Origin of the sequence: Tateyamaria omphalii (assembly GCF_014651375.1) — a bacterium.
Lineage (GTDB): Bacteria > Pseudomonadota > Alphaproteobacteria > Rhodobacterales > Rhodobacteraceae > Tateyamaria > Tateyamaria omphalii.
The window spans coordinates 810,034-830,219 of the sequence record NZ_BMWT01000001.1 but is presented as its reverse complement, the minus strand read 5'-3'; the positions used below and the strand labels follow the sequence as shown (position 1 = coordinate 830,219).

The 20,186-nt window shown below is 59.9% G+C and carries 19 protein-coding genes; 7 read left to right on the top strand and 12 right to left on the bottom strand.

The window, feature by feature from the left end; translation table 11 throughout:
* Nucleotides 1-65: 65 nt before the first annotated feature.
* Together IE087_RS03925 and IE087_RS03920 are read right to left on the bottom strand one after the other, a co-directional pair.
* Nucleotides 66-386, bottom strand: coding sequence for a hypothetical protein (locus tag IE087_RS03925; protein ID WP_189367858.1), 321 nt, complete (start codon nucleotides 384-386; stop codon nucleotides 66-68).
* Entirely contained in the window at nucleotides 383-1,633 is a 1,251-nt protein-coding gene (locus IE087_RS03920) for a Zn-dependent hydrolase (RefSeq protein WP_189367856.1), read from the bottom strand. Before IE087_RS03920 ends, IE087_RS03925 begins: the two co-directional genes overlap by 4 nt.
* Before the next feature lie 159 nt (nucleotides 1,634-1,792).
* Here IE087_RS03920 and IE087_RS03915 point away from each other — a divergent pair, with 159 nt between their 5' ends.
* Nucleotides 1,793-2,404, top strand: coding sequence for a TetR family transcriptional regulator C-terminal domain-containing protein (locus IE087_RS03915; protein WP_189367854.1), 612 nt, complete (start codon nucleotides 1,793-1,795; stop codon nucleotides 2,402-2,404).
* Between the two features lie 313 nt (nucleotides 2,405-2,717).
* On the opposite strand, the gene preA is transcribed toward IE087_RS03915, so the two are convergent.
* Entirely contained in the window at nucleotides 2,718-4,022 is a 1,305-nt protein-coding gene (preA, locus tag IE087_RS03910) for an NAD-dependent dihydropyrimidine dehydrogenase subunit PreA (RefSeq protein WP_189367852.1), read from the bottom strand.
* Nucleotides 4,023-4,037: 15 nt separating this feature from the next.
* Nucleotides 4,038-5,360: an NAD(P)-dependent oxidoreductase gene (locus IE087_RS03905; protein WP_189367850.1), complete on the bottom strand. Its 1,323-nt coding sequence runs from the start codon at nucleotides 5,358-5,360 to the stop codon at nucleotides 4,038-4,040.
* A gap of 292 nt (nucleotides 5,361-5,652) precedes the next feature.
* On the opposite strand from IE087_RS03905, the gene IE087_RS03900 reads away from it, so the two are divergent.
* Nucleotides 5,653-5,859, top strand: a complete 207-nt coding sequence (locus IE087_RS03900) for a cold-shock protein (RefSeq protein ID WP_189367848.1) — start codon at nucleotides 5,653-5,655, stop codon at nucleotides 5,857-5,859.
* 197 nt (nucleotides 5,860-6,056) lie between these two features.
* On the opposite strand, the gene IE087_RS03895 is transcribed toward IE087_RS03900, so the two are convergent.
* Nucleotides 6,057-6,671, bottom strand: coding sequence for an SOS response-associated peptidase (locus IE087_RS03895; RefSeq protein ID WP_189367846.1), 615 nt, complete (start codon nucleotides 6,669-6,671; stop codon nucleotides 6,057-6,059).
* Between the two features lie 2 nt (nucleotides 6,672-6,673).
* Nucleotides 6,674-7,309 carry an arylesterase gene (locus tag IE087_RS03890; RefSeq protein ID WP_189367845.1) on the bottom strand — a complete coding sequence of 212 codons (636 nt, stop codon included), beginning with the start codon at nucleotides 7,307-7,309 and terminating at the stop codon, nucleotides 6,674-6,676.
* 50 nt (nucleotides 7,310-7,359) lie between these two features.
* On the opposite strand from IE087_RS03890, the gene IE087_RS03885 reads away from it, so the two are divergent.
* The 4 genes from IE087_RS03885 to IE087_RS03870 all read left to right on the top strand — a co-directional run bounded on the left by IE087_RS03885 (nucleotide 7,360) and on the right by IE087_RS03870 (nucleotide 12,050).
* A complete protein-coding gene (locus IE087_RS03885; RefSeq protein WP_189367843.1) occupies nucleotides 7,360-8,052 on the top strand; it encodes an ABC transporter ATP-binding protein in 693 nt (230 codons plus the stop codon).
* The gene (locus tag IE087_RS03880; RefSeq protein ID WP_189367841.1) at nucleotides 8,049-10,577 is read left to right on the top strand and encodes an ABC transporter permease; all 2,529 of its coding nucleotides are present in this window, start codon (nucleotides 8,049-8,051) and stop codon (nucleotides 10,575-10,577) included. Before IE087_RS03885 ends, IE087_RS03880 begins: the two co-directional genes overlap by 4 nt.
* 67 nt (nucleotides 10,578-10,644) lie before the next feature.
* Nucleotides 10,645-11,514 carry an inositol monophosphatase family protein gene (locus tag IE087_RS03875; protein ID WP_189367839.1) on the top strand — a complete coding sequence of 290 codons (870 nt, stop codon included), beginning with the start codon at nucleotides 10,645-10,647 and terminating at the stop codon, nucleotides 11,512-11,514.
* Nucleotides 11,511-12,050 carry a gamma-glutamylcyclotransferase family protein gene (locus IE087_RS03870; RefSeq protein WP_189367837.1) on the top strand — a complete coding sequence of 180 codons (540 nt, stop codon included), beginning with the start codon at nucleotides 11,511-11,513 and terminating at the stop codon, nucleotides 12,048-12,050. Before IE087_RS03875 ends, IE087_RS03870 begins: the two co-directional genes overlap by 4 nt.
* Here the strand turns inward: IE087_RS03870 and IE087_RS03865 are convergent.
* From IE087_RS03865 to IE087_RS03855, 3 genes are all read right to left on the bottom strand, one after another.
* Nucleotides 12,030-13,421 carry an MATE family efflux transporter gene (locus IE087_RS03865; protein WP_189367835.1) on the bottom strand — a complete coding sequence of 464 codons (1,392 nt, stop codon included), beginning with the start codon at nucleotides 13,419-13,421 and terminating at the stop codon, nucleotides 12,030-12,032. The genes IE087_RS03870 and IE087_RS03865 overlap by 21 nt on opposite strands.
* Nucleotides 13,422-13,493: 72 nt before the next feature.
* Entirely contained in the window at nucleotides 13,494-14,819 is a 1,326-nt protein-coding gene (gltX, locus tag IE087_RS03860) for a glutamate--tRNA ligase (protein WP_189367834.1), read from the bottom strand.
* Nucleotides 14,820-14,850: 31 nt separating this feature from the next.
* Nucleotides 14,851-15,306, bottom strand: coding sequence for a DUF1801 domain-containing protein (locus tag IE087_RS03855; protein ID WP_189367831.1), 456 nt, complete (start codon nucleotides 15,304-15,306; stop codon nucleotides 14,851-14,853).
* A 100-nt stretch (nucleotides 15,307-15,406) separates the two neighbouring features.
* Between IE087_RS03855 and IE087_RS03850 the strand changes: the two genes are divergently transcribed.
* Nucleotides 15,407-16,336, top strand: a complete 930-nt coding sequence (locus IE087_RS03850) for an MBL fold metallo-hydrolase (RefSeq protein ID WP_189367829.1) — start codon at nucleotides 15,407-15,409, stop codon at nucleotides 16,334-16,336.
* A 66-nt stretch (nucleotides 16,337-16,402) separates the two neighbouring features.
* Here the strand turns inward: IE087_RS03850 and IE087_RS03845 are convergent, their stop codons facing one another.
* From IE087_RS03845 to IE087_RS03835, 3 genes are all read right to left on the bottom strand, one after another.
* Nucleotides 16,403-17,212, bottom strand: a complete 810-nt coding sequence (locus tag IE087_RS03845) for a CE1 family esterase (RefSeq protein ID WP_229801254.1) — start codon at nucleotides 17,210-17,212, stop codon at nucleotides 16,403-16,405.
* Between the two features lie 84 nt (nucleotides 17,213-17,296).
* Entirely contained in the window at nucleotides 17,297-18,328 is a 1,032-nt protein-coding gene (locus IE087_RS03840; RefSeq protein ID WP_189367827.1) for a Hint domain-containing protein, read from the bottom strand.
* A 101-nt stretch (nucleotides 18,329-18,429) separates the two neighbouring features.
* Nucleotides 18,430-20,088: an NAD+ synthase gene (locus IE087_RS03835; protein ID WP_189367826.1), complete on the bottom strand. Its 1,659-nt coding sequence runs from the start codon at nucleotides 20,086-20,088 to the stop codon at nucleotides 18,430-18,432.
* Nucleotides 20,089-20,186: the final 98 nt, after the last annotated feature.

Below are 20,186 nucleotides of genomic sequence, written 5' to 3'. Positions count from 1 at the left end.
CATCTCTCCTCTGTCAGCTGTTTCTTCTGACGAAAAATACCACGGGGTCTGGGGCAGAGCCCCAGTCAAACGGATGCAAAACACCCCAACGCTGGCCCATGCACACCGATGTCCAAAGGCCCGAAATCACTCTCCACACACAGCGAAAAGTACCCTGCGCGGGGCAAGAATACCACGCGATAGGCGCCATCGCTGCGTGTCACGGTCCAGCACCGCTGCGTGATGCCCCCACTGAAATTCACACTTGTCTCAAAAGGCTGCACCAAAGCGTCTTCAAAGGCCTGGACAAGCGTTCGCTCCGCCTCTGATCCGCGCGGCGCATCCAGTGCTTCTGCAGCCACCAGGTCGGCGATGCGGTCGGCCAGGCTGAGGTCCGGGTCAATCACCCGACGATCTCCGCCGTTTCCACAACCGCATGCATCAGAACATCCGCACCGGCCGAGGCCCACTCTTTTGAAATTTCTTCAGCTTCATTGTGGCTGAGCCCATCCACGCAAGGGCACATCACCATGGCCGTGGGTGCCACCTGATTGATCCAGCACGCATCATGCCCGGCCCCCGAAATGATGTTCTGATGAGAGTAACCCAACCGTTCCGCGGCAGACCGCACGGCAGTCACACAGCCATCGTCAAAGGCCACGGGATCGAAGCCACCGACCTTCTCAAAGGTAATCTCGAGTCCCATCTCGGCCGCAATCCTCTTGCCTTCGAGGCGCAGCCGCGTCTCCATATCCTCGATCACCTCAAGCTCGGGAGAACGGAAATCGACGGTGAACACAACCTTGCCTGGGATCACGTTGCGCGAGTTCGGGTAGACGTCGATATGCCCCGCGGCGCCAACCGCATGGGGTTTGTGCGACCAAGCGATCTCATCAACCTTCTCCAGCACGCGCGCCATGCCGAGCCCCGCATTCCTACGCATCGGCATTGGCGTTGAGCCGGTGTGGCTGTCCTTGCCGGTGATCGTGACCTCGGTCCAGCTCAGCCCCTGGCCATGGGTGACAACGCCAATGTCCTTGTTTTCCGACTCCAGAATGGGCCCTTGTTCGATGTGCAGCTCGAAAAACGCGTGCATCTTGCGGGCGCCAACCTCTTCGTCTCCACGCCAGCCGATGCGCTTCAACTCGTCGCCAAATTTTTTGCCTTCCGCGTCCTCGCGGTCATAGGCCCAGTCTTGCGTATGGATGCCAGCGAACACGCCGGACGACAGCATTGCGGGGGCGTAGCGCGTGCCTTCCTCGTTGGTGAAGTTCGTCACGACGATCGGGTGCTTCGTTTTCACATCCAGATCGTTGAGTGTGCGGATGATCTCCAGGCCACCCAGCACGCCCAGCACGCCGTCATATTTGCCGCCAGTCGGCTGTGTATCAAGGTGGCTACCCACATAGACCGGCAGCGCATCGGGGTCCGTACCCTCACGCCGCGCGAACATGTTACCCATCTGGTCCACACCCATCGTGCAGCCCGCCGCCTCGCACCAGCTTTGAAACAGTGCGCGCCCTTCGGCATCTTCGTCGGTCAGGGTTTGGCGATTGTTGCCACCGGCCACGCCGGGACCGATCTTGGCCATTTCCATCAGGCTATCCCACAGCCGCTCTCCGTTGATCCGAAGATTTTCGCCCGGTGCCGCCATGTGATGTCCCCTTTTGCCGATGGTCGTTCACTTTTTGACCAATTGGTAAAGCTACGATTGCCAGCCGATGCATTTCTGTCAAGAACTGCTTTGAAGAGAATTGCCCAAGCAACCCTCATCTGCCTAGACTTGCAGCAGACCCGGACATGAGGATCGTCTATGGCCGACGGTACATCGAAAAAACCCAGCCGCATTCAGATGCGCAATCGCAGCCTGATCCTGGATGCGGCTCTTGATGTCTTCTCGGCCCATGGCTATCGCGGCGCGACACTTGATCAGATTGCAGAAGCAGCCGGACTGTCGAAGCCCAACATTCTCTACTATTTTGCCGGCAAAGAAGAAATACACGTCACATTGCTGAACCAGTTGATGGAGACGTGGCTGGACCCGCTGGTCGAAATGGATGCTTCGGGCGATCCGATGACAGAATTGCTGGACTATGTGCAACGCAAGCTCGACATGTCCCGCGATCTGCCCCGCGAAAGCCGCTTGTTCGCCGGCGAAATCCTGCAGGGCGCCCCACGCATGCTTCCGCATTTGCGCGCCGATCTGAAACCGCTGTTCGACGAGAAATGTGCGATTATCCAGGCGTGGATGAATGAGGGAAAGCTGGCGCAAGTCGATCCGCGCCACCTTGTTTTTTCAATCTGGGCCACAACCCAACACTACGCTGATTTCGACACGCAAGTGCGCACGCTTTTGGACGATGATCCACATGACAGCGCAGCCCGGTTTCTCGATCAGATGTACCGCAGCCTGCTCGCCCCTTGAGGACTTGTTAACCCGTTTCTGTGACGGTTCTGCCATGTATAGCAGCCGAACCGCACCCCCGAATGAGACTTGGGTAGAACAACTTTTTTCGTCGAAAGCCGCGCGCAAAGGTGCCGTTGTTCGACGTTCCATTGCCTGGGTCCACCGCGAAGTTGGTCGCACGCAATTCGAAATGGAGGTCCGCAGGCGCGGCTACCATTTGATTGAAACCGCAGATCAACTGGTCGTTGTTTGCCACAACGGACCGATCCGTCTTCTGTTCTGAGAAAATTCGCAGAATTTTCTCATGCCCAAGATTTTTCGTTCGAAAAATCTATTCCGCTGCCGTCGCCGATGGGTTGTTCGGATGCGTGGTCCAATTGGCATAGTCGGGCTCGACGACCTTTCCTGTTCGCGGGTCGATCAGGCCAGGCTCCATCGCCTCCATCGTGATGCAGTTTTCCACTGGGCAGACGTTAACGCACAGGTTGCACGCCACGCATTCATCGTCGATGACTTCGAACACACGATCATCGGACATCGAGATGGCCTGGTGTGACGTGTCCTCGCACGCCGCATAGCAACGACCGCAAGAGATGCAGAGATCCTGATTGATCTTCGCCTTGCTCACGTAGTTCAGGTTCAGATACTGCCAGTCCGTCACGTTTGGCACAGCGCGACCCACAAGCTCATCCACCGACGCGAGGCCCTTGTCATCCATGTAGTCGGACAGGCCCGAAATCATCTCTTGCACAATTTTGAAACCATAGGTCATGGCCGCTGTGCAGACCTGGACATTGCCAGCCCCGAGGGCGAGGAACTCCGCCGCATCCTTCCAGGTGGTCACCCCGCCAATGCCGCTGATGGGTACATCGCGCAGAGACGGATCTCGCGCAATCTCAGCCACCATATTAAGGGCAATGGGTTTGACCGCCGGGCCACAATAGCCGCCATGCGCACCCTTCCCGTCAATCGTCGGTTCCGGCGAGAACAGGTCCAGATCCACCGACGTGATCGAGTTGATCGTGTTGATCAGCGACACCGCATCAGCGCCACCCGCTTTGGCGGCAGCGGCCGGTTTGCGAACGTCGGTAATATTTGGTGTCAGCTTTACGATCACAGGCATGCGCGTGTGCTTTTTGACCCAACGCGTGACCATCTCAATGTACTCAGGCACCTGCCCAACAGCGGACCCCATACCGCGCTCGGACATCCCGTGCGGGCAGCCGAAATTCAGCTCAACCCCATCGGCACCTGTCTCCTCGACTAAAGGCAGAATACGGGCCCATGGATCTTCCTCGCAAGGCACCATTAAAGACACGACCATCGCACGATCAGGGTAGTCCCGCTTGACCGCCTTGATCTCTTGCAGGTTCACCTCAAGAGGTCGGTCCGTGATCAACTCGATGTTGTTCAGGCCCAACAGGCGTCGGTCGGCACCATAGATCGCGCCATAACGCGGGCCATTGACGTTAACGACGGGAGGGCCTGCTTCGCCCAGTGTCTTCCAGACAACACCGCCCCATCCGGCCTCGAACGCACGACGCACGTTGTATTCCTTATCCGTGGGCGGGGCCGACGCCAGCCAGAACGGGTTGGGTGACTTGATCCCGATGAAGTTGCTTTGAAGGTTTGCCATCTGTCTCTCCTCCGCTCAGCCCATCAGGCTTGCATGAATATCCATCGCCGCATCGCGCCCCTCGGCCACGGCCGTTACGGTCAGGTCATCGCCACCCGAGGCACAGTCGCCCCCGGCCCAGACCCCGGTCACTGATGTACGACCAGCGCCGGCTACGGCGATCTTGCCGCCTTCCAGGTCGGGCAACCCATCGCCTTTCAACGTCTGACCAATCGCGCGCAAAACCTGATCCGCAGGGATCCGGACAGTTTCACCTGTACCGGTCATATCGTCGGTGACGTACTCAAACTCGATCTCCTGTACCGCACCGTTTCCGTGCAGCGCCTTGGGCACCACATTCGTCATGATGCGCACCCCTTTTGAGGCGGCAAGATCCTGTTCAAACACGCTTGCGTTCATGCGGTCCCGCCCGCGTCTATAGGCCAGTGTCACGTTCAAGGCGCCCAACAGCTTGGATTGTACAGCAGCATCCACGGCTGTCATACCACCGCCAATCACGACGACATCACGACCAACAGGCAGCGCACCCAGATCAGATGCCTGTCGCAGGTCGGCGATAAAATCAACGGCATCCGACACTCCAGCCTTGTCGCCGCCCTCTACGTTCAAGGCATTCACACCGCCAAGGCCCATCCCGAGAAAGACGGCGTCGAACTCGGATTTCAACTGATCAAGGCTGACATCCGCACCCAGCGCTTTGCCATGCTCAAGCGTGATGCCCCCAATCTGAAGCAACCAATCCACCTCGGCCTGCGCAAACCCTTCGGGCGTCTTGTAGGCGGCGATGCCATATTCGTTCAGCCCGCCGGCCTTGGCCCGCGCATCATAAGCAGTCACATCGTGACCCAGCATCGCCAACCGATGGGCACAGGACAGACCCGCAGGTCCCGCCCCCACCACGGCCACCGTCTTGCCGGTGACCGCAGCACGGGAGAACGGATGAATACCCTGCTCCTGCAAATGATCCGTGGCATAACGCTGTAGCTGCCCGATCTTGACCGGCTTGCCCTCTGCCATCTCGCGTACACAGGCTTCTTCGCAGAGCGTCTCGGTCGGGCACACACGGGCGCACATACCGCCCATGATGTTCTGGCTCAGAATCGTCTTTGCTGCTGCGTCCGGGGTACCGGTCGCGATCTGGCGAATGAACAGTGGGATGTCGATATCCGTTGGGCACGCCGTGATGCAGGGGGCATCGTGGCAGAAGTAACACCTGTCCGCCGCGACAAGCGCTTCATGCGGGTCCAGAGCCGGATGTAGGTCAGAAAAATTCTCGGAATAGGCCGCATCATCCAGACGGCCCGCCGCCACACCAGGTGAGAAAGGAGATTGCGTCATGTCCGCTCCATCGCAACATTCGTTCGCTTGAAACGGTCTCACAGGTTCAAAATTTTATCAACTGGTAAAAAAGTGAAGCCCCAATGGATTTGCGGTAGGTGCACAAATAAGCGGCACCTTGCCGGATTGCGAAAAGCACAGCGGAAAGCCTTGCAATGCCGCCAAACGGTGCCATATGTCGCCGTGCTACCTCATCTATCGACCCACTGCTCCTTACGGCTCAGTCATTCGATCTATTGACGACGCCAAGGCTGCCGCATGTTGCGGGCAGCACCACACAGGAGTAACGACGATGGCCAACGGCACCGTCAAATGGTTCAACACAACCAAAGGCTACGGCTTTATTGCACCCGAAGATGGCGGCAAAGATATCTTTGTACACATTTCGGCTGTCGAGCGTTCGGGCCTCACCGGCCTGGCCGACAACCAGAAGGTCACTTTCGACCTGGAATCCGGCCGTGATGGTCGCGAAAGCGCTGTGAATATCGCTCTGGCCTGATTGGCCTGAGGCTTCACAAGATTTTCAGGCGGTGCACATTGATGTGCGCCGCCTTTTCTTTTGATGAGAACAGATCACGGCGCCTTGCATCAAATCTGCGCATCAGTCTCTTTCTTCTGACTGAAAATACCACGGGGAGTCGCGGCAGCGACAGGGCAGAGCCCCCAAAATAATGGCGTCGCGCAGCGTCTATCGGATCACGGGCCGGTCCAATCGACATCCGCCGCTTCTTCAATGAAAAGCCGACCGTCCGGCCAGGGCACCATCAAGGCCTTGGCGGCCTCAAGATCATCCCCGATCCATACCTGGATATCATCGCGCGCCAGCAACACACCCATGCGGTGATGAATAGGGGCAACATCCGCATTTGGCGCGCAGGTCACGGCCGCGGCCTGTGGCACCTGCAAACCACCCGGAGCGGTCCAGACATCCGTGATGGCCGCGAAGTACAAGAACCCGCCCCCTTCAGGCGCAATCCGCCACGCCGTCTTCTTCCGTTTTTCACCGGTCCATTCGTACCAACCGTTGACCGGGATCACGGCGCGACCCACACCATCAAAAGCCGACTTGTCGAACACGGTTTCGGACCGGGCATTGATGATCTGCTCCATCACCGGGCGGCCCCGCGAATTTACGCGCCCGACCGGCACGATGCCCCACCGCATGCGTTTCAATGCGCCGTCAAACACGACGATCTCCTGGCCTGGCGAAATGTTGTATCGCGCAGGCTCATTGCCGACTGTCCCCGCGGGGACACCGAGGGCATCGGTCAATTCCGACAGAGGGTCGGTAAAGAAAAACCGCCCCGGCATCGTTACTCGATTTGGGCAATCAGCGCCTCAACGCTGGGGCCCACCTTTTCAACGATCCGTTCAATACCAAGTGCATTCGGGTGAATGCCATCCGGTTGCATGAACGCCTGCACATCGGCGGGATCGCTTTCCGATCCACCCAGGCCTATGAAGAAATCCTCGAAGTGAAGCGTGCCGTAGCTGGACGCAATTGCGGGAAACATCGCGTCAAATGCCTGTTTGTAATCAGGTCCGTAGTTCAGCGGTGCGCGCATCCCGACCAAAAGCACCTCGACATCCGCGTCCAGGCCCGCCTGTACAATGCCTTCAAGGTTCTGACGGCTCACATCCGGATCAATTCCACGTAAAAGGTCATTGCCGCCCAGCGTCACGATCATCGCGTCCACCTCGGGTGTCAGGGTCCAGTCCACCCGGCTCAAGCCGCCTTGCGTCGTGTCCCCGGACACACCCGCATTGATGATGTCGACATCATGACCGGCGTCTTCCAACCACGCCTCAAGCTGGGGTACGAACCCCTGTTCGACGGGAAGGCCGTAGCCGTGAGTCAGACTGTCGCCCAACGCTGCAATTGTTACTGTTTCGGCCCAAGCTGTCCCCGCCCAAAGACCAATGACAATTGCACCTGCCACCTTGCTCATGTTGATCCGATCTCCATATGACCCCGTAGACGATATAAAGGCCACCGAGCATGCCCGATCCAGCCCTATCACTCAAAAATGCAGCACTTAGTCTGGATGGCAATGCCGGACGGGTGGATATCCTGCATGGGATCACCCTGGATGTTGCTAAGGGCGAAACGGTTGGATTGGTGGGGCCTTCGGGATCTGGCAAGTCGTCCTTGCTTATGGTGATGGGCGGGTTGGAACGTGCAACAGGCGGCAGCATCACCGCGCTTGGCCAGGATCTGACCAACATGAACGAAGACGCGCTCGCCCGCTTTCGCCGTGGTCACATGGGCGTCGTGTTCCAGAGCTTTCACCTGATCCCAACGATGACCGCCCTTGAAAACGTGGCAACGCCTTTGGAATTGGCGGGCGCGCGCGACGCATTCGACCGGGCCGAGGCAGAGTTGGACGCCGTGGGCCTTGCCCACCGCAGCGGCCACTACCCAAGCCAGATGTCCGGGGGCGAGCAACAACGGGTTGCATTGGCCCGCGCGCTTGTCACACGGCCCGAGATTTTGCTGGCGGATGAACCGACAGGCAACCTGGACGGCGCCAACGGGCAAGCGATCATGGACCTGCTCTTTGCCCTGCGCGACCGGCACGGCGCAACACTTGTGCTTGTGACACATGCGCCCGATCTGGCCGCGCGTTGTGACCGTGTGATTGAGCTTGCCGACGGTTGGATTGCGGGGCCGGTGAAGGACGCAGCCGAATGAGCATCGCAACCTCTGCCCGCTTTGCCCGCCGAGAACTGCGCGGCGGCTTGCGCGGGTTTCGCATCTTTCTGGCCTGTCTGGCCCTTGGCGTGGCCGCCATCGCTGCCGTCGGTTCGGTGCGCTCGGCCATCGAGGCCGGGTTGGAGCGCGAGGGTGCCGCATTGCTGGGCGGCGATGCAGAGCTGGATTTCACCTACCGTTTTGCCACCGAGACCGAGCGCGCATGGATGGATGAGGTCGCGGACACGGTGTCCGAGATTGCCGATTTCCGCTCCATGGCGGTGGTTGACCGAAACGGAGAGACCGAGCGTGGGCTGACTCAGATCAAGGCCGTCGATGCCGCCTATCCGCTTGTCGGTTTTGTGGAGCTCTCCCCCGAAATGCCTCTACCCGACGCGCTTGCGGGTGCGGATGGCCTGCCCGGTGCGGTGATGGAACGCGCACTGATTGACCGGCTGGGGTTGGGCGTCGGCGACACATTCCGCCTAGGTACGCAGGACTTCGTGCTGATGGCGACACTGGCGCGTGAACCCGACAGCGCGGCGGGTGGTTTTGGCCTTGGCCCGCGCACCATCGTCCTGCGCAGCGCGCTTGAGAACGCGCAACTGCTGGCACCGGGTACGTTGTTCAATTCCAAATACCGGCTGGACCTGCCGGATGGCACCGACCTTGCAGCATTGGAGGCGCTGTCACGGGATCAGTTCGAAGCCACCGGCATGCGATGGACCGACGCGCGCAATGGCGCGCCCGGTGTCGCCGAATTCGTAGATCGCTTGGGCGCTTTCCTTGTGCTGGTCGGCCTGTCCGGCCTCGCCGTGGGCGGGGTCGGTGTGTCAGCCGCAGTGCGCGCCTATCTCGCGGGCAAGACATCAGTCATCGCGACCCTGCGCACGCTTGGGGCCGAGCGTCGGGTAATTTTTCAAACCTATTTCCTACAAATTGGTGTGTTGTCCCTGCTGGGCATCGTCATTGGCCTTGCCCTGGGTGCCATAGTCCCTATCGCCCTCGCCCCAATCATTGAAGCGCGCTTGCCGATCCCGGCCAGTTTCACGATCTATCCCGCTCCATTGTTCGAAGCGGCAATTTACGGGTTGCTGACCGCCTTTGTCTTTACCTTGTGGCCGCTGGCCCGGGCCGAAGACGTGCGGGCCGCCACCCTGTTTCGCGACGCGTTGGACAAGGCGCGCATGCTTCCCCGCCCAAGCTATCTGCTGTGGATCGGTCTTGGGCTTGGCGCGCTGCTCGGCATCGCCGGCGTCTTTTCCGGCACATGGTGGCTGACCTTGTGGACCGCAGGCGGGATCGCATTTGCGCTTGGCCTGCTGGCGCTGGCCGCGACATTGATCCGCTGGCTGTCGCGTAAGATCGCGCCGCGGGCCAAAGGACGCCCAGCGTTGCGGTGGGCGCTCGGCGCCATCTCGGGGACGCGCGAAGGGGCCGCATCGGTTGTGTTGTCCCTTGGCCTTGGCCTTTCGGTCCTTGCCGCCGTGGGGCAGATCGACGGCAATCTGCGCAACGCCATTACCGGTAACCTGCCAGACATCGCACCCAGCTACTTCTTTGTCGACATCCAGCGCGACCAGATGCCGGGCTACACCGAACGGCTGGAGAATGACCCTGCCGTCAGCCGCATCGAAAGCGCTCCGATGCTGCGGGGGATCATCACTCAGATCAACGGTCAGCGCGCGGCAGACGTCGCAGGCGACCACTGGGTTCTCTCGGGGGACCGGGGCATCACCTACTCCGAAACACCTGCGGAAAACACGCGGATCACCGACGGTGAATGGTGGCCCGAGGGATACACGGGCACACCCCAGATCAGCTTTGCCGCCGAAGAAGCAGAGGAAATGGGGCTGTCCATTGGTGACAGCATGACAATCAACATTCTGGGCCGCGATATCACGGGCACCGTCACATCGTTCCGCGAGGTCGACTTTTCCACCGCGGGCATTGGCTTCATCCTGTCGATGAATCCGGCGGCCTTACAGGGCGCACCCCACACATTCATCTCGACCGTCTATGCCGAGGATCAGGCGGAAACCCAGATCCTGCGCGACATCGCGAACGCCTACCCCAACGTGACCGCCATCCGCGTCCGCGACGCCATCGACCGGGTGAGCGAGGTGCTCTCGGGCCTCGCTGCAGCAACGTCCTACGGTGCGGCAGCGACGCTTCTGACCGGCTTTCTGGTCTTGATCGGTGCGGCGGCGGCAGGCACGCAGGCGCGTACCTATGAAGCAGCTGTGCTGAAGACATTGGGCGCGACACGCCAACGCATCCTGGTCAGCTTTGCCACTCGGGCAGCGCTTTTGGGGCTGGGCGCAGGCGCAGTGGCGTTGGCCGCAGGGATCGCAGGGGGATGGGCGGTCAGCACCTATGTGATGGAAACGGATTTCACCGTGATCTGGCCCTCGGCCTTTGCAATCGTGATCGGCGGGGTTTCTGCCACGCTGCTTGCAGGTCTTGCCTTTGCCTGGGGGCCTTTGGCCGCGCGCCCTGCACAGGTGCTCAGGGGCCGGGAATAAGTCGCGTTGCGGCGCTGCGGCGAAGCGTGGCACACCCGGGTCAAATATTGGAATCAAGGAAGTTGTCATGACCGACCAATTGCCAATGCCCGTGACCGCCCCCCTGTCACAGGCTCAGAAAACACAGATCATCAATCTGATCCGACGCGCCGCCCGGGCCGAGATCATGCCGCGCTTCCGCCGCCTTGACGCGGGCGAGATCGAGACCAAACGGGACGAGACCGATCTTGTGACCCAAGCCGACACGGCGGCAGAGGCCATGATCACACGGGGCCTGCAAATGGCGTTTCCACATGCGCTTGTCATCGGGGAAGAGGCGGTGTCGACCAAGCCCGAATTGCTGGACGGTGTGGGCGAGGCCGAGTTGTGCTTTATCATCGACCCGGTCGACGGCACCTGGAATTTTGCCAAAGGGATGCCGCTGTTTGGGACGATGGTGTCCGTGTGTCGGTTCGGCCAACCCGTCTTTGGCCTGATCTATGATCCGGTAGGCGACGATCTGGTGATGGCGGACAATACCACCCCCGCGCAATGGCAGACACAAACCGGTCGCCTGCGGGCAATCCATACGTCCAAGACCAAACCATTGGATCAACTTGCAGGCTATGCGCATATTCGCCTGATGCCGCCGGCAGATCGCGCGCTGATGTGGACCAAGGTGGGCGCGCTGGCCTTTGTCGGCAGCTTGCGCTGTTCCGCCCACGAATACCGTCTTTTGGCAACGGGCGCCGTCGATTTTGTCTTGTCGGGCCACCTTAATAGCTGGGACCATGCCGCAGGCGTTTTGATCTGCCAGCAAGCAGGCGGCAAAGCGGCCATGCTGGACGGATCGGACTACAGCGCAACCGTCAAGTCGGGATACTTGCTGGCCGCATCATCACCGGAAGTGTGGAGCGCTGTGGCTGCACATATTGCCGACCTGATGTCTGACACATGACGCCGTGGTTCTTTGGGTACGGCAGCCTCGTCAATCGCGCCACGCACGACTACCCGCAAGCCCAGCACGCGACACTCAACGGCTGGCGCCGTGTCTGGGTGCGGACGGCGCTGCGCGACGTTGTCTTTCTGTCCGTGCGCCCGGCAGAGGGCCACAGCATCAACGGGCTGATCGCTTCCGTTCCGGGCGCAGACTGGGCGGCGCTGGATCTGCGTGAAAGCGGGTATGACCGGGTCGACGCGACCCATTCCGTTCAGCATCATGCGGGGGCAAGCGACATTGCCGTGTACCAGGTGCCAGCCGACAGCCAACGCGAAGACGGAGAGCATCACATCCTGCTCAGCTACCTGGACGTCGTGGTGCAAGGTTTCCACCGCGAATTCGGAGAAGCTGGGGCAGAGCATTTCTTTGCCACGACCGATGGCTGGAACACGCCGGTGTATGATGACCGGGCGACACCGCTCTATCCGCGCGCGCAACAGCTTACGAAAGCGGAACGCGCCCTAACAGACCGGCTACTTGCGCAGGTTCAATAGGGACAGAAGCCGCCCCTCGCGTGCAAAGCTGTCGCGCGTCACTGCACCACCGTCCGCCGCAATCACGCGCAGTGCCAGGACCCATGCGATGCTGCCAAAGACGACGCCCGCCAGCGCCTGCCCGATCAACACGCCGGGCGCTCCGAAAAAGTACGCGCCAATCCAGACCAGCGGGATCATGGCAACCGTGTTGCGCCCCCAGTTCATCCATGTGGAATAGAACGGGTGGCCCAGATTGTTGAACGCAGCATTGGCGACGAACAGCACCCCGTTGAAAAAGAACAGCAGTGCAAGCGGGCCGCAAAACAGGAACACCAGATCGCGGGTTACACCAGTCGCGGCAAAAAGATTGGCGATCGGCCCACGCAACACAAACAGTGCGCCAGCAATCACAAAGATCACGACCCCAGCAAAGATCAGCGCTGCGTTGAAACCAGATCGCACCCGATCATGTCGTCCTGCGCCAAAGTTCTGGCCAAGAATGGGACCAACGGCCCCCGACAAGGCAAAAATCACGGCGAAGGAAAGCGGCATCAACCGGCCCACGATGGCCATGCCGGCCACAGCCTCCAACCCGTACTGCGCCATGGATCGCGTCACGATGGCCTGACCGACGGGCGTTGCAAATTGTGTCAGGATCGCCGGGAACCCAATGGTGACCAAGGGGCGCAGATCGCCGAGCATCCCGCGCAGATCGGGGCGCGGCAGACCACCATGATAGCGCAAGATCGGCAGCAGGGCCGCTGTGCCAATCGCGATGCGTGCGGCAACTGATGCCAGTGCAGCTCCGGTCAGGTCCAGCCCCAGCCCGAAAATCAGGATTGGGTCCAGAACTGCATTCACACCGCCACCCCAGATAGTTGCCATCATGGCGCGGCGCGCATCCCCATGCGCACGCAGAATACCGCTGCCCATCATGCCCACCACAAGAAAGGGCAGCGACGGAACAATGATCTGGAGGTAGCCCTGAGCCAGCTCCGCCGTCTCACCCTCGGCCCCGATCCACGACACGAATGTCGGTATGTTCCACCAGACAAAGGCCGAAAAAAGAACACCAAAGCCAATACCATAGGCCAGTCCATGGGCACTGCGAGCGCGCGCACGGGCTTCGTCTCCCGCCCCGAGATCGCGGGCGACAAGCGCACCCACTGCAATCGCCATGCCAATTGAAAACGAGGTGGTAAAGAACAGGATCGATCCGGCATAGCCTACGGCTGCCGCCAACTCGGCCTTGCCCAGCATCGAGATGAAAACCATGTCGATGAAGTCGACCAGAAACACCGCCATCAACCCGATGGTCGCGGTCAGCGACATCACCGTCACGTGGCGCAGAAGCGACCCGGACAGGAACTTTGCCTGCGCCTCAGCCACTGGCCACTCGCTTCATCTTGCCAGGTAAACTCCCCCCGGAGGGCCGCTGCCTAAAAGCGCCCTCCGCCAGGATCATGCGCGGGCCTTCACAACCTGCAAAAGCGGCATAAGCGATCCCATCTCGGGCCCGTGCCGCTGCCCGGTCAGGGCCAGACGCAATGGCATGAACAGGCCGCGCCCTTTCCGGCCCGTGGCAGCCTTGACTGCACCAGTCCACGCGCCCCAAGTGTCACCGTCAAACGGGCCGTCGGGCAGCAGGGTCATCGCCTCGGCCACGAAATCCTTGTCTTCGTCTTCGATCACCGGGTTGGCCCCATCGCGGCACAACGCCCACCACGTGGCGATATCAGCGCGCGTGGCAATGTTTTCACAGATCACGGACCAGAAGGCATCCTGCTGATCGGCGGGCACGCCCGCGGCATCTAAATCACCTTGCACGGCTTCAACGGAAAGGGTCTGCAAGTAACGGCTGGTCAGCGGGTCAATATCGGCAACGTCGAACTTTGTCGGCGCGGTGCCAAAGCGGCTGACATCAAACCCTTCAACCAGGCTTTCCATTTCCGTGCGCAACTCGACCGGATCAGAGGACCCGAGACGGGCCAAAAGGCTCAGCACTGCCATCGGTTCGACACCAGTGCTGCGCAGATCGCGTAAGGCCAACGTGCCCAAACGCTTCGACAGCGCCTCGCCTTGCGGCCCCGTCAACAGCGAATGGTGGGCGAAGCGCGGTGCAGTGCCGCCCAGCGCTTCGATGATCTGGATTTGCGTGGCCGTGTTGGTCACGTGATCCGATCCGCGCACCACGTCGGTCACGCCCATTTCCGTGTCATCCACAACCGAGGCGATGGTGTACAAGACCTGCCCGTCACCACGGATCAGAACCGGGTCAGAGACACTGGCTGCATCAATGCTGACGTCGCCAATGATCCCGTCGGTCCATTCGATGCGCTCGTGATCCAGCTTGAAGCGCCATACGCCCTGACCACGCTCGGCACGCAAGGCGGCCTTTTCATCGTCACTCAAGGCCAGAGCTGCACGGTCATAGACTGGCGGCTTACCCATGTTCAGTTGTTTCTTGCGCTTCAGGTCCAACTCGGTCGGCGTCTCGAACGCCTCGTAGAAGCGACCAATCTCGCGCAGCTTGTCAGCGGCAGCGGCATAGCGATCCAGACGGTCGGACTGGCGTTCAATCCGGTCCCAATGCAGACCCAACCATTCCATGTCCTGCTTAATGCCATCGACATATTCTTCTTTCGACCGCTCCGGGTCGGTGTCGTCGATACGCAGGATGAACTTTCCACCCGCCTTGCGGGCAATCAGGTAGTTCATCAGGGCCGTCCGCAAGTTGCCAATATGCAGGTAACCGGTGGGGGACGGGGCAAAACGGGTGGTGGTCATGGTGCTCTCCGGACTCTTGACGCTTGCCTTGTCACAGGGGCCGCGCGTTGTCCAGTTCCGCCCTTGCCCGCACTGGCCAATGGGTTGCAAGATCACGCAGCCCCGCTGCGATCAGCTCCCCCAACACATCCATGTCAACACGTTCCAATCGCGTGATGTACAAACAGGACTTGCCTTTGGAGTGCGGGCCAAGGCGTTCAAGGATTGGTCCAAAGTCCGCATAACCCGGCATGATGTATATGCTGAGCTTGGCCTTGCGTGGTGCAAATCCCGTGGCCATCCACGTCCCTGACCGGCCCGATGCATAGGTGTAGTCATAGGCCCCGTAGCCGACGATCCCACCGGTCCAAATTTGCGGCTCAAAACCCGTGACGCGGCGAAACAGGTCGTCCAACTGCAGGGCCTCGGCCTGTCGGACCTCGGGTTCAACCTCTGTCACCCAATTGGGAAAATCGACATTCAGAAGCTTGGTTTTTGCTTCGGCCATGGCACCTCTCGCAAAAATGAACAGACCATTCTGCGTTGTGACGCGTGACTATGCGGGACACGCTCTATGTTAGATGTATCTGACAGGAAGGATAGCACCCATGTCCCAATCCCCCAAATTCAACCGCCGTACTGCCTTGATGGGCGCAGCAGCCGTGCCTTTGGCCGCAGCGACCGCAACGCAAGTGCGCGCTGCAGCCCCCATGCTGGGCGTTGGTCAAGCCCCGTTTCGCCGCGTGAAAGTCGGCAGTTTCGAGGTTACTACACTTCTTGCCGGCACCCGTTCGGTTGAAGGCCCGCACCAGATTTTTGGCCTGAACGTTGATGAGGAAACATTCAACGGTGTCTCCGCCGAAGCAGGACTATCGACCGATGCCGCGCAGTTCTTTTTCACACCAACACTCGTCAACAACGGATCTGAATTGGTCTTGTTCGACACGGGCCTTTCCGGCGCGGGCACGGTCGCTGCGATTGAGGCGGCAGGTTACACCGCCGACCAGGTCGACAAGGTGGTCATCACACACATGCACGGCGACCATATCGGTGGTCTTTCGACGGACGGCACACCAACCTTTGCCAATGCAGCCTATATGACTGGGGCGACAGAATTCGACGCCTGGTCAGGCACCGGAAACGAAAATTTTGATGGCAAGGTCGCACCGCTGGCCGAGCAGATTACCATGCTGGATGATGGTGGATCGGCTGCATCCGGCATCACGGCAATGGCCGCCTTTGGGCATACGCCCGGTCACATGGTCTACATGGTCGAAGATGGCGGCACGCAGCTGGTCATCGGTGCTGACTTTGCCAACCACTATGTCTGGTCACTGGCACATCCCGATTGGGAAGTCCGGTTCGACATGGACAAGGAAGCAGCAGCAGCCACACGCAAGCAGCTTCTGGACATGATGGCGACGGACCGCACAGCGTTCATCGGCTATCATATGCCGTGGCCCGGCATCGGCTATGTGGTCCGCAATGGCGAAGGTGGCTACCGCTACGAGGCACACAGCTACCAGCTGATGCTCTGACCAGCCAGGCGGAGGACACCTCCGCCTTACGGTTTTGCCAGTTAGAGGCGGACCGGCAGGTCCGCCTTACACTTTTCCGGCAGCGCTCAGGCGATTCCACGCATAGCTCAGAAAACTCCGGCGAAACGAATGCCCTCCGGGAAAGGTACAGAACTCCAACACGTCGCCACCGGTGTTGGACTGGCGTTCACAGCTCAGATCGTCCATCGCGCGCCCAGTCTCGATGGTGCCAAACGCGCCTTCGGCGCGATACATTGACAGGACTTCAGCCACGTCCCCCTGCTTTGTCTCGGCAATCTCACGCCCGGACAAGGGCACGGTTCGGTCTTCAGTCCCGTGGATGTGGATCACGCTTGCGGGTGCTGCGCAGCTTTCAGGCGGCCCCTGCCAGAACGTCCCTGACACCGGGGCGAAGCCAGCAAACAAATCAGGACGGTTGCAGGCCAGTTCCCACGTCACCATGCCGCCGGCAGAGAATCCGGACATCATGATGCGCTGCCCATCAATGGCAAAACGCGCAGTCACATCTGCCACCACATCGTCGAAATAGGCCATCTCGGCCTCGCCCGTGCTGTCCATGGCACTGGGGACGCCGGGGATGTCCCAATCCGGTCCAGCCGACTTCACCGCGATCAGAGCGAGACCCATGTCAGACACCATGCGGCGCAGGTTCATATTGCGCATGACACCTTGCGCAGACCCGCGATACCCATGGGCAAAGATGATGGCGCCCACTTGTGTCGCGCCATCATGATCCTCGGGCATCGCGATGCGGTAATACCGGTCGCCCAAAAGGCAATCCGTATCAGGACCACAGGCCAATGCCGGGGATACGCCCAGCAACGCGAGAAACAAGACCGAAAGCCGATAAAACACTGCAAATACTCCAGGCGGTGAACTGTCATCGCCACAATGGCAAGCCAGACCGATTGCACAATTCACATGCGCGTGTCGGCAAGTTCAGGCTGCATAGAAAAAACTGGGCGGTTGGGCCGTTGAGTCACTTGGTTGCAGGCCAAGCCACTGCCGTATCAAAGGCGCATCACGCTTCCGCAGCACGAGCCGTGCCATGACTTGCGCCCGACGTCTGGGGAAGCGACCACCGAAGTCGGCTTGAAACTGCCTGTGCGCAGAATCGGACATCACACCGCGCATATCGTCCCCCAACAGCAGGCTTTCACTGTGCAGACCATCTGAACAGATCACCTCGTGCGCTTCGAACAGCAGATGGTGATAGGTCACCAACTTGCGGCTTTGCCTGCGCACACGCTGTCCATCCACAAGATGACCGGCCGCGACAAAGACCTCGGGCACGCCAAAATGCGCCTCGCAGCGTGGATCACTGATCAGTATGCGGTGCTGCGGCGACACCACGACCGGTGACCGCGCGCCCAAAACACCCTCATCCAGGGTTACTGGCGCGGCGCGGCCCAATCCCGGCACCGTCGACCGGGCTGTCCACAAGACCGGTTGTGCGTCACCATCCCTGGTTGGCACCAAGTCACCGGGGACAACCTGTTCCACAGGTTTTGGGCCTGTTGTGGTGTCGATCAGCGTCCCGCTGGCAAAGCAGGCAAAGCTGTAGTCGCCGTCAGCGCGGTCATAGGTGTAAAAGCCCGGTGATCCACCGGACGAAGACGCGTTGTCGTACCATTGGCCAAGATCGAAATTGGGGGACCAGACAATCTGGACCAATTCGCCATCAGAATTTGTCCCTTCGAATACAACAGCACCCTTGTTGCTGTATAACGTGTCACTGCGGATAACGGTTGCGTCTTCAAGTGTTGTACCGCCATTGCCATCAAAGCTCAGTGAATATGTTTCACCCACTTCGAAAAGGCGCGGATCCTCGTCATCCGCATGCGACGTAACCACAAGATTTGTGGTCGATGACGGCGGGTGATCAAACGTGCTTGTGGTTGTGCCAGCATTGACATTGCTGCCGGTTGAAGCCGCAAATTCATTGTCTTCGGCATAAAACGTAAACGACATCGCGCGCGATCCTTTCGCGCGCACCAAAGCGCATGTGGTGCTTCGGTCACGTTAAACCCAGCAACCTTTCAAAGCGAAATCCGCCAACAATTTGCGCAAAATCAGCTGGGATCGCGCCAGCCGTTCACAATCGGGTAACGGCGATCCAGCCAAAACGCCCGCTTTGTCAGGCGCGCGCCGGGCGCGGATTGGAAGCGTTTGTATTCGCTCAGGTAAATCAACCGCTCGACCTTGCGCGCAACATCCGCGTTGAAACCCGCCGCCACGCAATCCGCAATCGATCCGTCCTGATCCACCAGAATGTCCAACAGCCGATCCAGATCCGGATAGTCCGGCAGGCTGTCGCTGTCCTTTTGATCCTCGCGCAATTCGGCGCTTGGTGGTTTCGTGATGATACGACCTGGGATCACCTCACCAGCGTTCCCCATCATCCAGTCCCGGTGGTTGGCATTGCGCCAGCGGCACGTCTCGAACACGCGGGTTTTATACAGATCCTTGATCGGATTGTAGCCGCCCGCCATGTCGCCATAGATCGTGGCATAACCCACGGCCACCTCGGATTTGTTGCCGGTGGTCAACAGCATTTCGCCAAATTTGTTCGACAGGGCCATGAGCAGCAGACCCCGAATGCGGCTCTGGATGTTTTCCTCCGTCAATCCCTCCTCAAGCCCTTCAAACAAGGGGGCAACGGTAGACGTCACGGCAGCACGGGTCTCCGTGATCGGTACGTAGTCATAGTGGCATCCCAAGGCCTTGGCGCAGGCTTCCGCATCCTCAAGACTATGCGACGACGTGTATTCCGACGGCAGCATCACACACCGCACATTCTCTGGCCCCAAAGCATCCGCGGCAATGGTGGCCACCAACGCCGAATCCACGCCACCCGACAGGCCCAGCAACACCTTCTTGAACCCGGTCTTGCCGCAATAGTCCCGCAGAGATGTGACCATGACCCGGTAATCCTGCTCCCACTCATCCGGGTGGGCGGCAATTTCACCTGTCTGAACACGCCAGCCTTCTGGGCCGCGCTCAAGGTCAACATGCGCAACCATCTCGTCATATACAGGAAGCTGCACGGCCAGCGCACCGCCAGGGTTCAAAGCAAAGCTGCCGCCATCGAACACCTGATCATCCTGCCCCCCCACCATGTTGAGGTAGATCAGCGGCAAGCCCGTTTCGACCACACGCGACACCATGTGGTTCAGCCGGGTCTCGTACTTGCCGCGATAGTAAGGCGATCCATTCGGCACCAGTAGAAACTCGGCACCCGTCTCCTGCAATGTTTCGGATACTTCCGGGTGCCAGGCATCCTCGCAGATCGGGCTGCCGACACGAGTGTTTCCGACGGAATAGGGGCCACCCAAAGGCCCGGCATCGAAAATACGCACCTCGTCAAAGACGGTTTCATTCGGCAGGTTGTGCTTGAGCAAACGGCTGACGATCTTGCCGCCTCGACAGATGAGATAGGCGTTGTACAGCTCTGTCCCTTCTGTCCAAGGGCACCCAATAGCGAGGGTCGGCCCATCAGCGCAATCCACGGCCAGTGCTTCGACCGCCGCCATTGCCGCCGTGTGAAAGACGGGCTTCATTACAAGATCCTGCGCGTTGTAACCGGTGATGAACATCTCGGGCAGGGCAACCAAATCGGCACCGGCATCACGGCCTGCTTCCCATACGGCGCGGGCCTTGGCTGCATTGCCCGGAATGTCCCCGACAATCGGATTTAACTGCCCCAGGGTGATACGGAATGTCTCGGCCATCTTGGCGCTCCTTCAACGTCTTGGCTGATGTATCAGAAAGCATGACCGAAGGAACCCACCCGCGACATCGCGACGAGACGGCCAAGAAAATTCGCAGA

Excerpts from the sequence above, each read along its gene's own strand:
- IE087_RS03920 (WP_189367856.1), bottom strand. The coding sequence starts at position 1,633 with ATGGCGGCACCGGGCGAAAATCTTCGGATCAACGGAGAGCGGCTGTGG.
- IE087_RS03915 (WP_189367854.1), top strand. The coding sequence starts at position 1,793 with ATGGCCGACGGTACATCGAAAAAACCCAGCCGCATTCAGATGCGCAAT.
- preA (WP_189367852.1), bottom strand. The coding sequence starts at position 4,022 with ATGGCAAACCTTCAAAGCAACTTCATCGGGATCAAGTCACCCAACCCG.
- IE087_RS03905 (WP_189367850.1), bottom strand. The coding sequence starts at position 5,360 with ATGACGCAATCTCCTTTCTCACCTGGTGTGGCGGCGGGCCGTCTGGAT.
- IE087_RS03900 (WP_189367848.1), top strand. The coding sequence starts at position 5,653 with ATGGCCAACGGCACCGTCAAATGGTTCAACACAACCAAAGGCTACGGC.
- IE087_RS03895 (WP_189367846.1), bottom strand. The coding sequence starts at position 6,671 with ATGCCGGGGCGGTTTTTCTTTACCGACCCTCTGTCGGAATTGACCGAT.
- IE087_RS03890 (WP_189367845.1), bottom strand. The coding sequence starts at position 7,309 with ATGAGCAAGGTGGCAGGTGCAATTGTCATTGGTCTTTGGGCGGGGACA.
- IE087_RS03885 (WP_189367843.1), top strand. The coding sequence starts at position 7,360 with ATGCCCGATCCAGCCCTATCACTCAAAAATGCAGCACTTAGTCTGGAT.
- IE087_RS03880 (WP_189367841.1), top strand. The coding sequence starts at position 8,049 with ATGAGCATCGCAACCTCTGCCCGCTTTGCCCGCCGAGAACTGCGCGGC.
- IE087_RS03875 (WP_189367839.1), top strand. The coding sequence starts at position 10,645 with ATGACCGACCAATTGCCAATGCCCGTGACCGCCCCCCTGTCACAGGCT.
- IE087_RS03870 (WP_189367837.1), top strand. The coding sequence starts at position 11,511 with ATGACGCCGTGGTTCTTTGGGTACGGCAGCCTCGTCAATCGCGCCACG.
- gltX (WP_189367834.1), bottom strand. The coding sequence starts at position 14,819 with ATGACCACCACCCGTTTTGCCCCGTCCCCCACCGGTTACCTGCATATT.
- IE087_RS03855 (WP_189367831.1), bottom strand. The coding sequence starts at position 15,306 with ATGGCCGAAGCAAAAACCAAGCTTCTGAATGTCGATTTTCCCAATTGG.
- IE087_RS03850 (WP_189367829.1), top strand. The coding sequence starts at position 15,407 with ATGTCCCAATCCCCCAAATTCAACCGCCGTACTGCCTTGATGGGCGCA.
- IE087_RS03840 (WP_189367827.1), bottom strand. The coding sequence starts at position 18,328 with ATGTCGTTTACGTTTTATGCCGAAGACAATGAATTTGCGGCTTCAACC.
- IE087_RS03835 (WP_189367826.1), bottom strand. The coding sequence starts at position 20,088 with ATGGCCGAGACATTCCGTATCACCCTGGGGCAGTTAAATCCGATTGTC.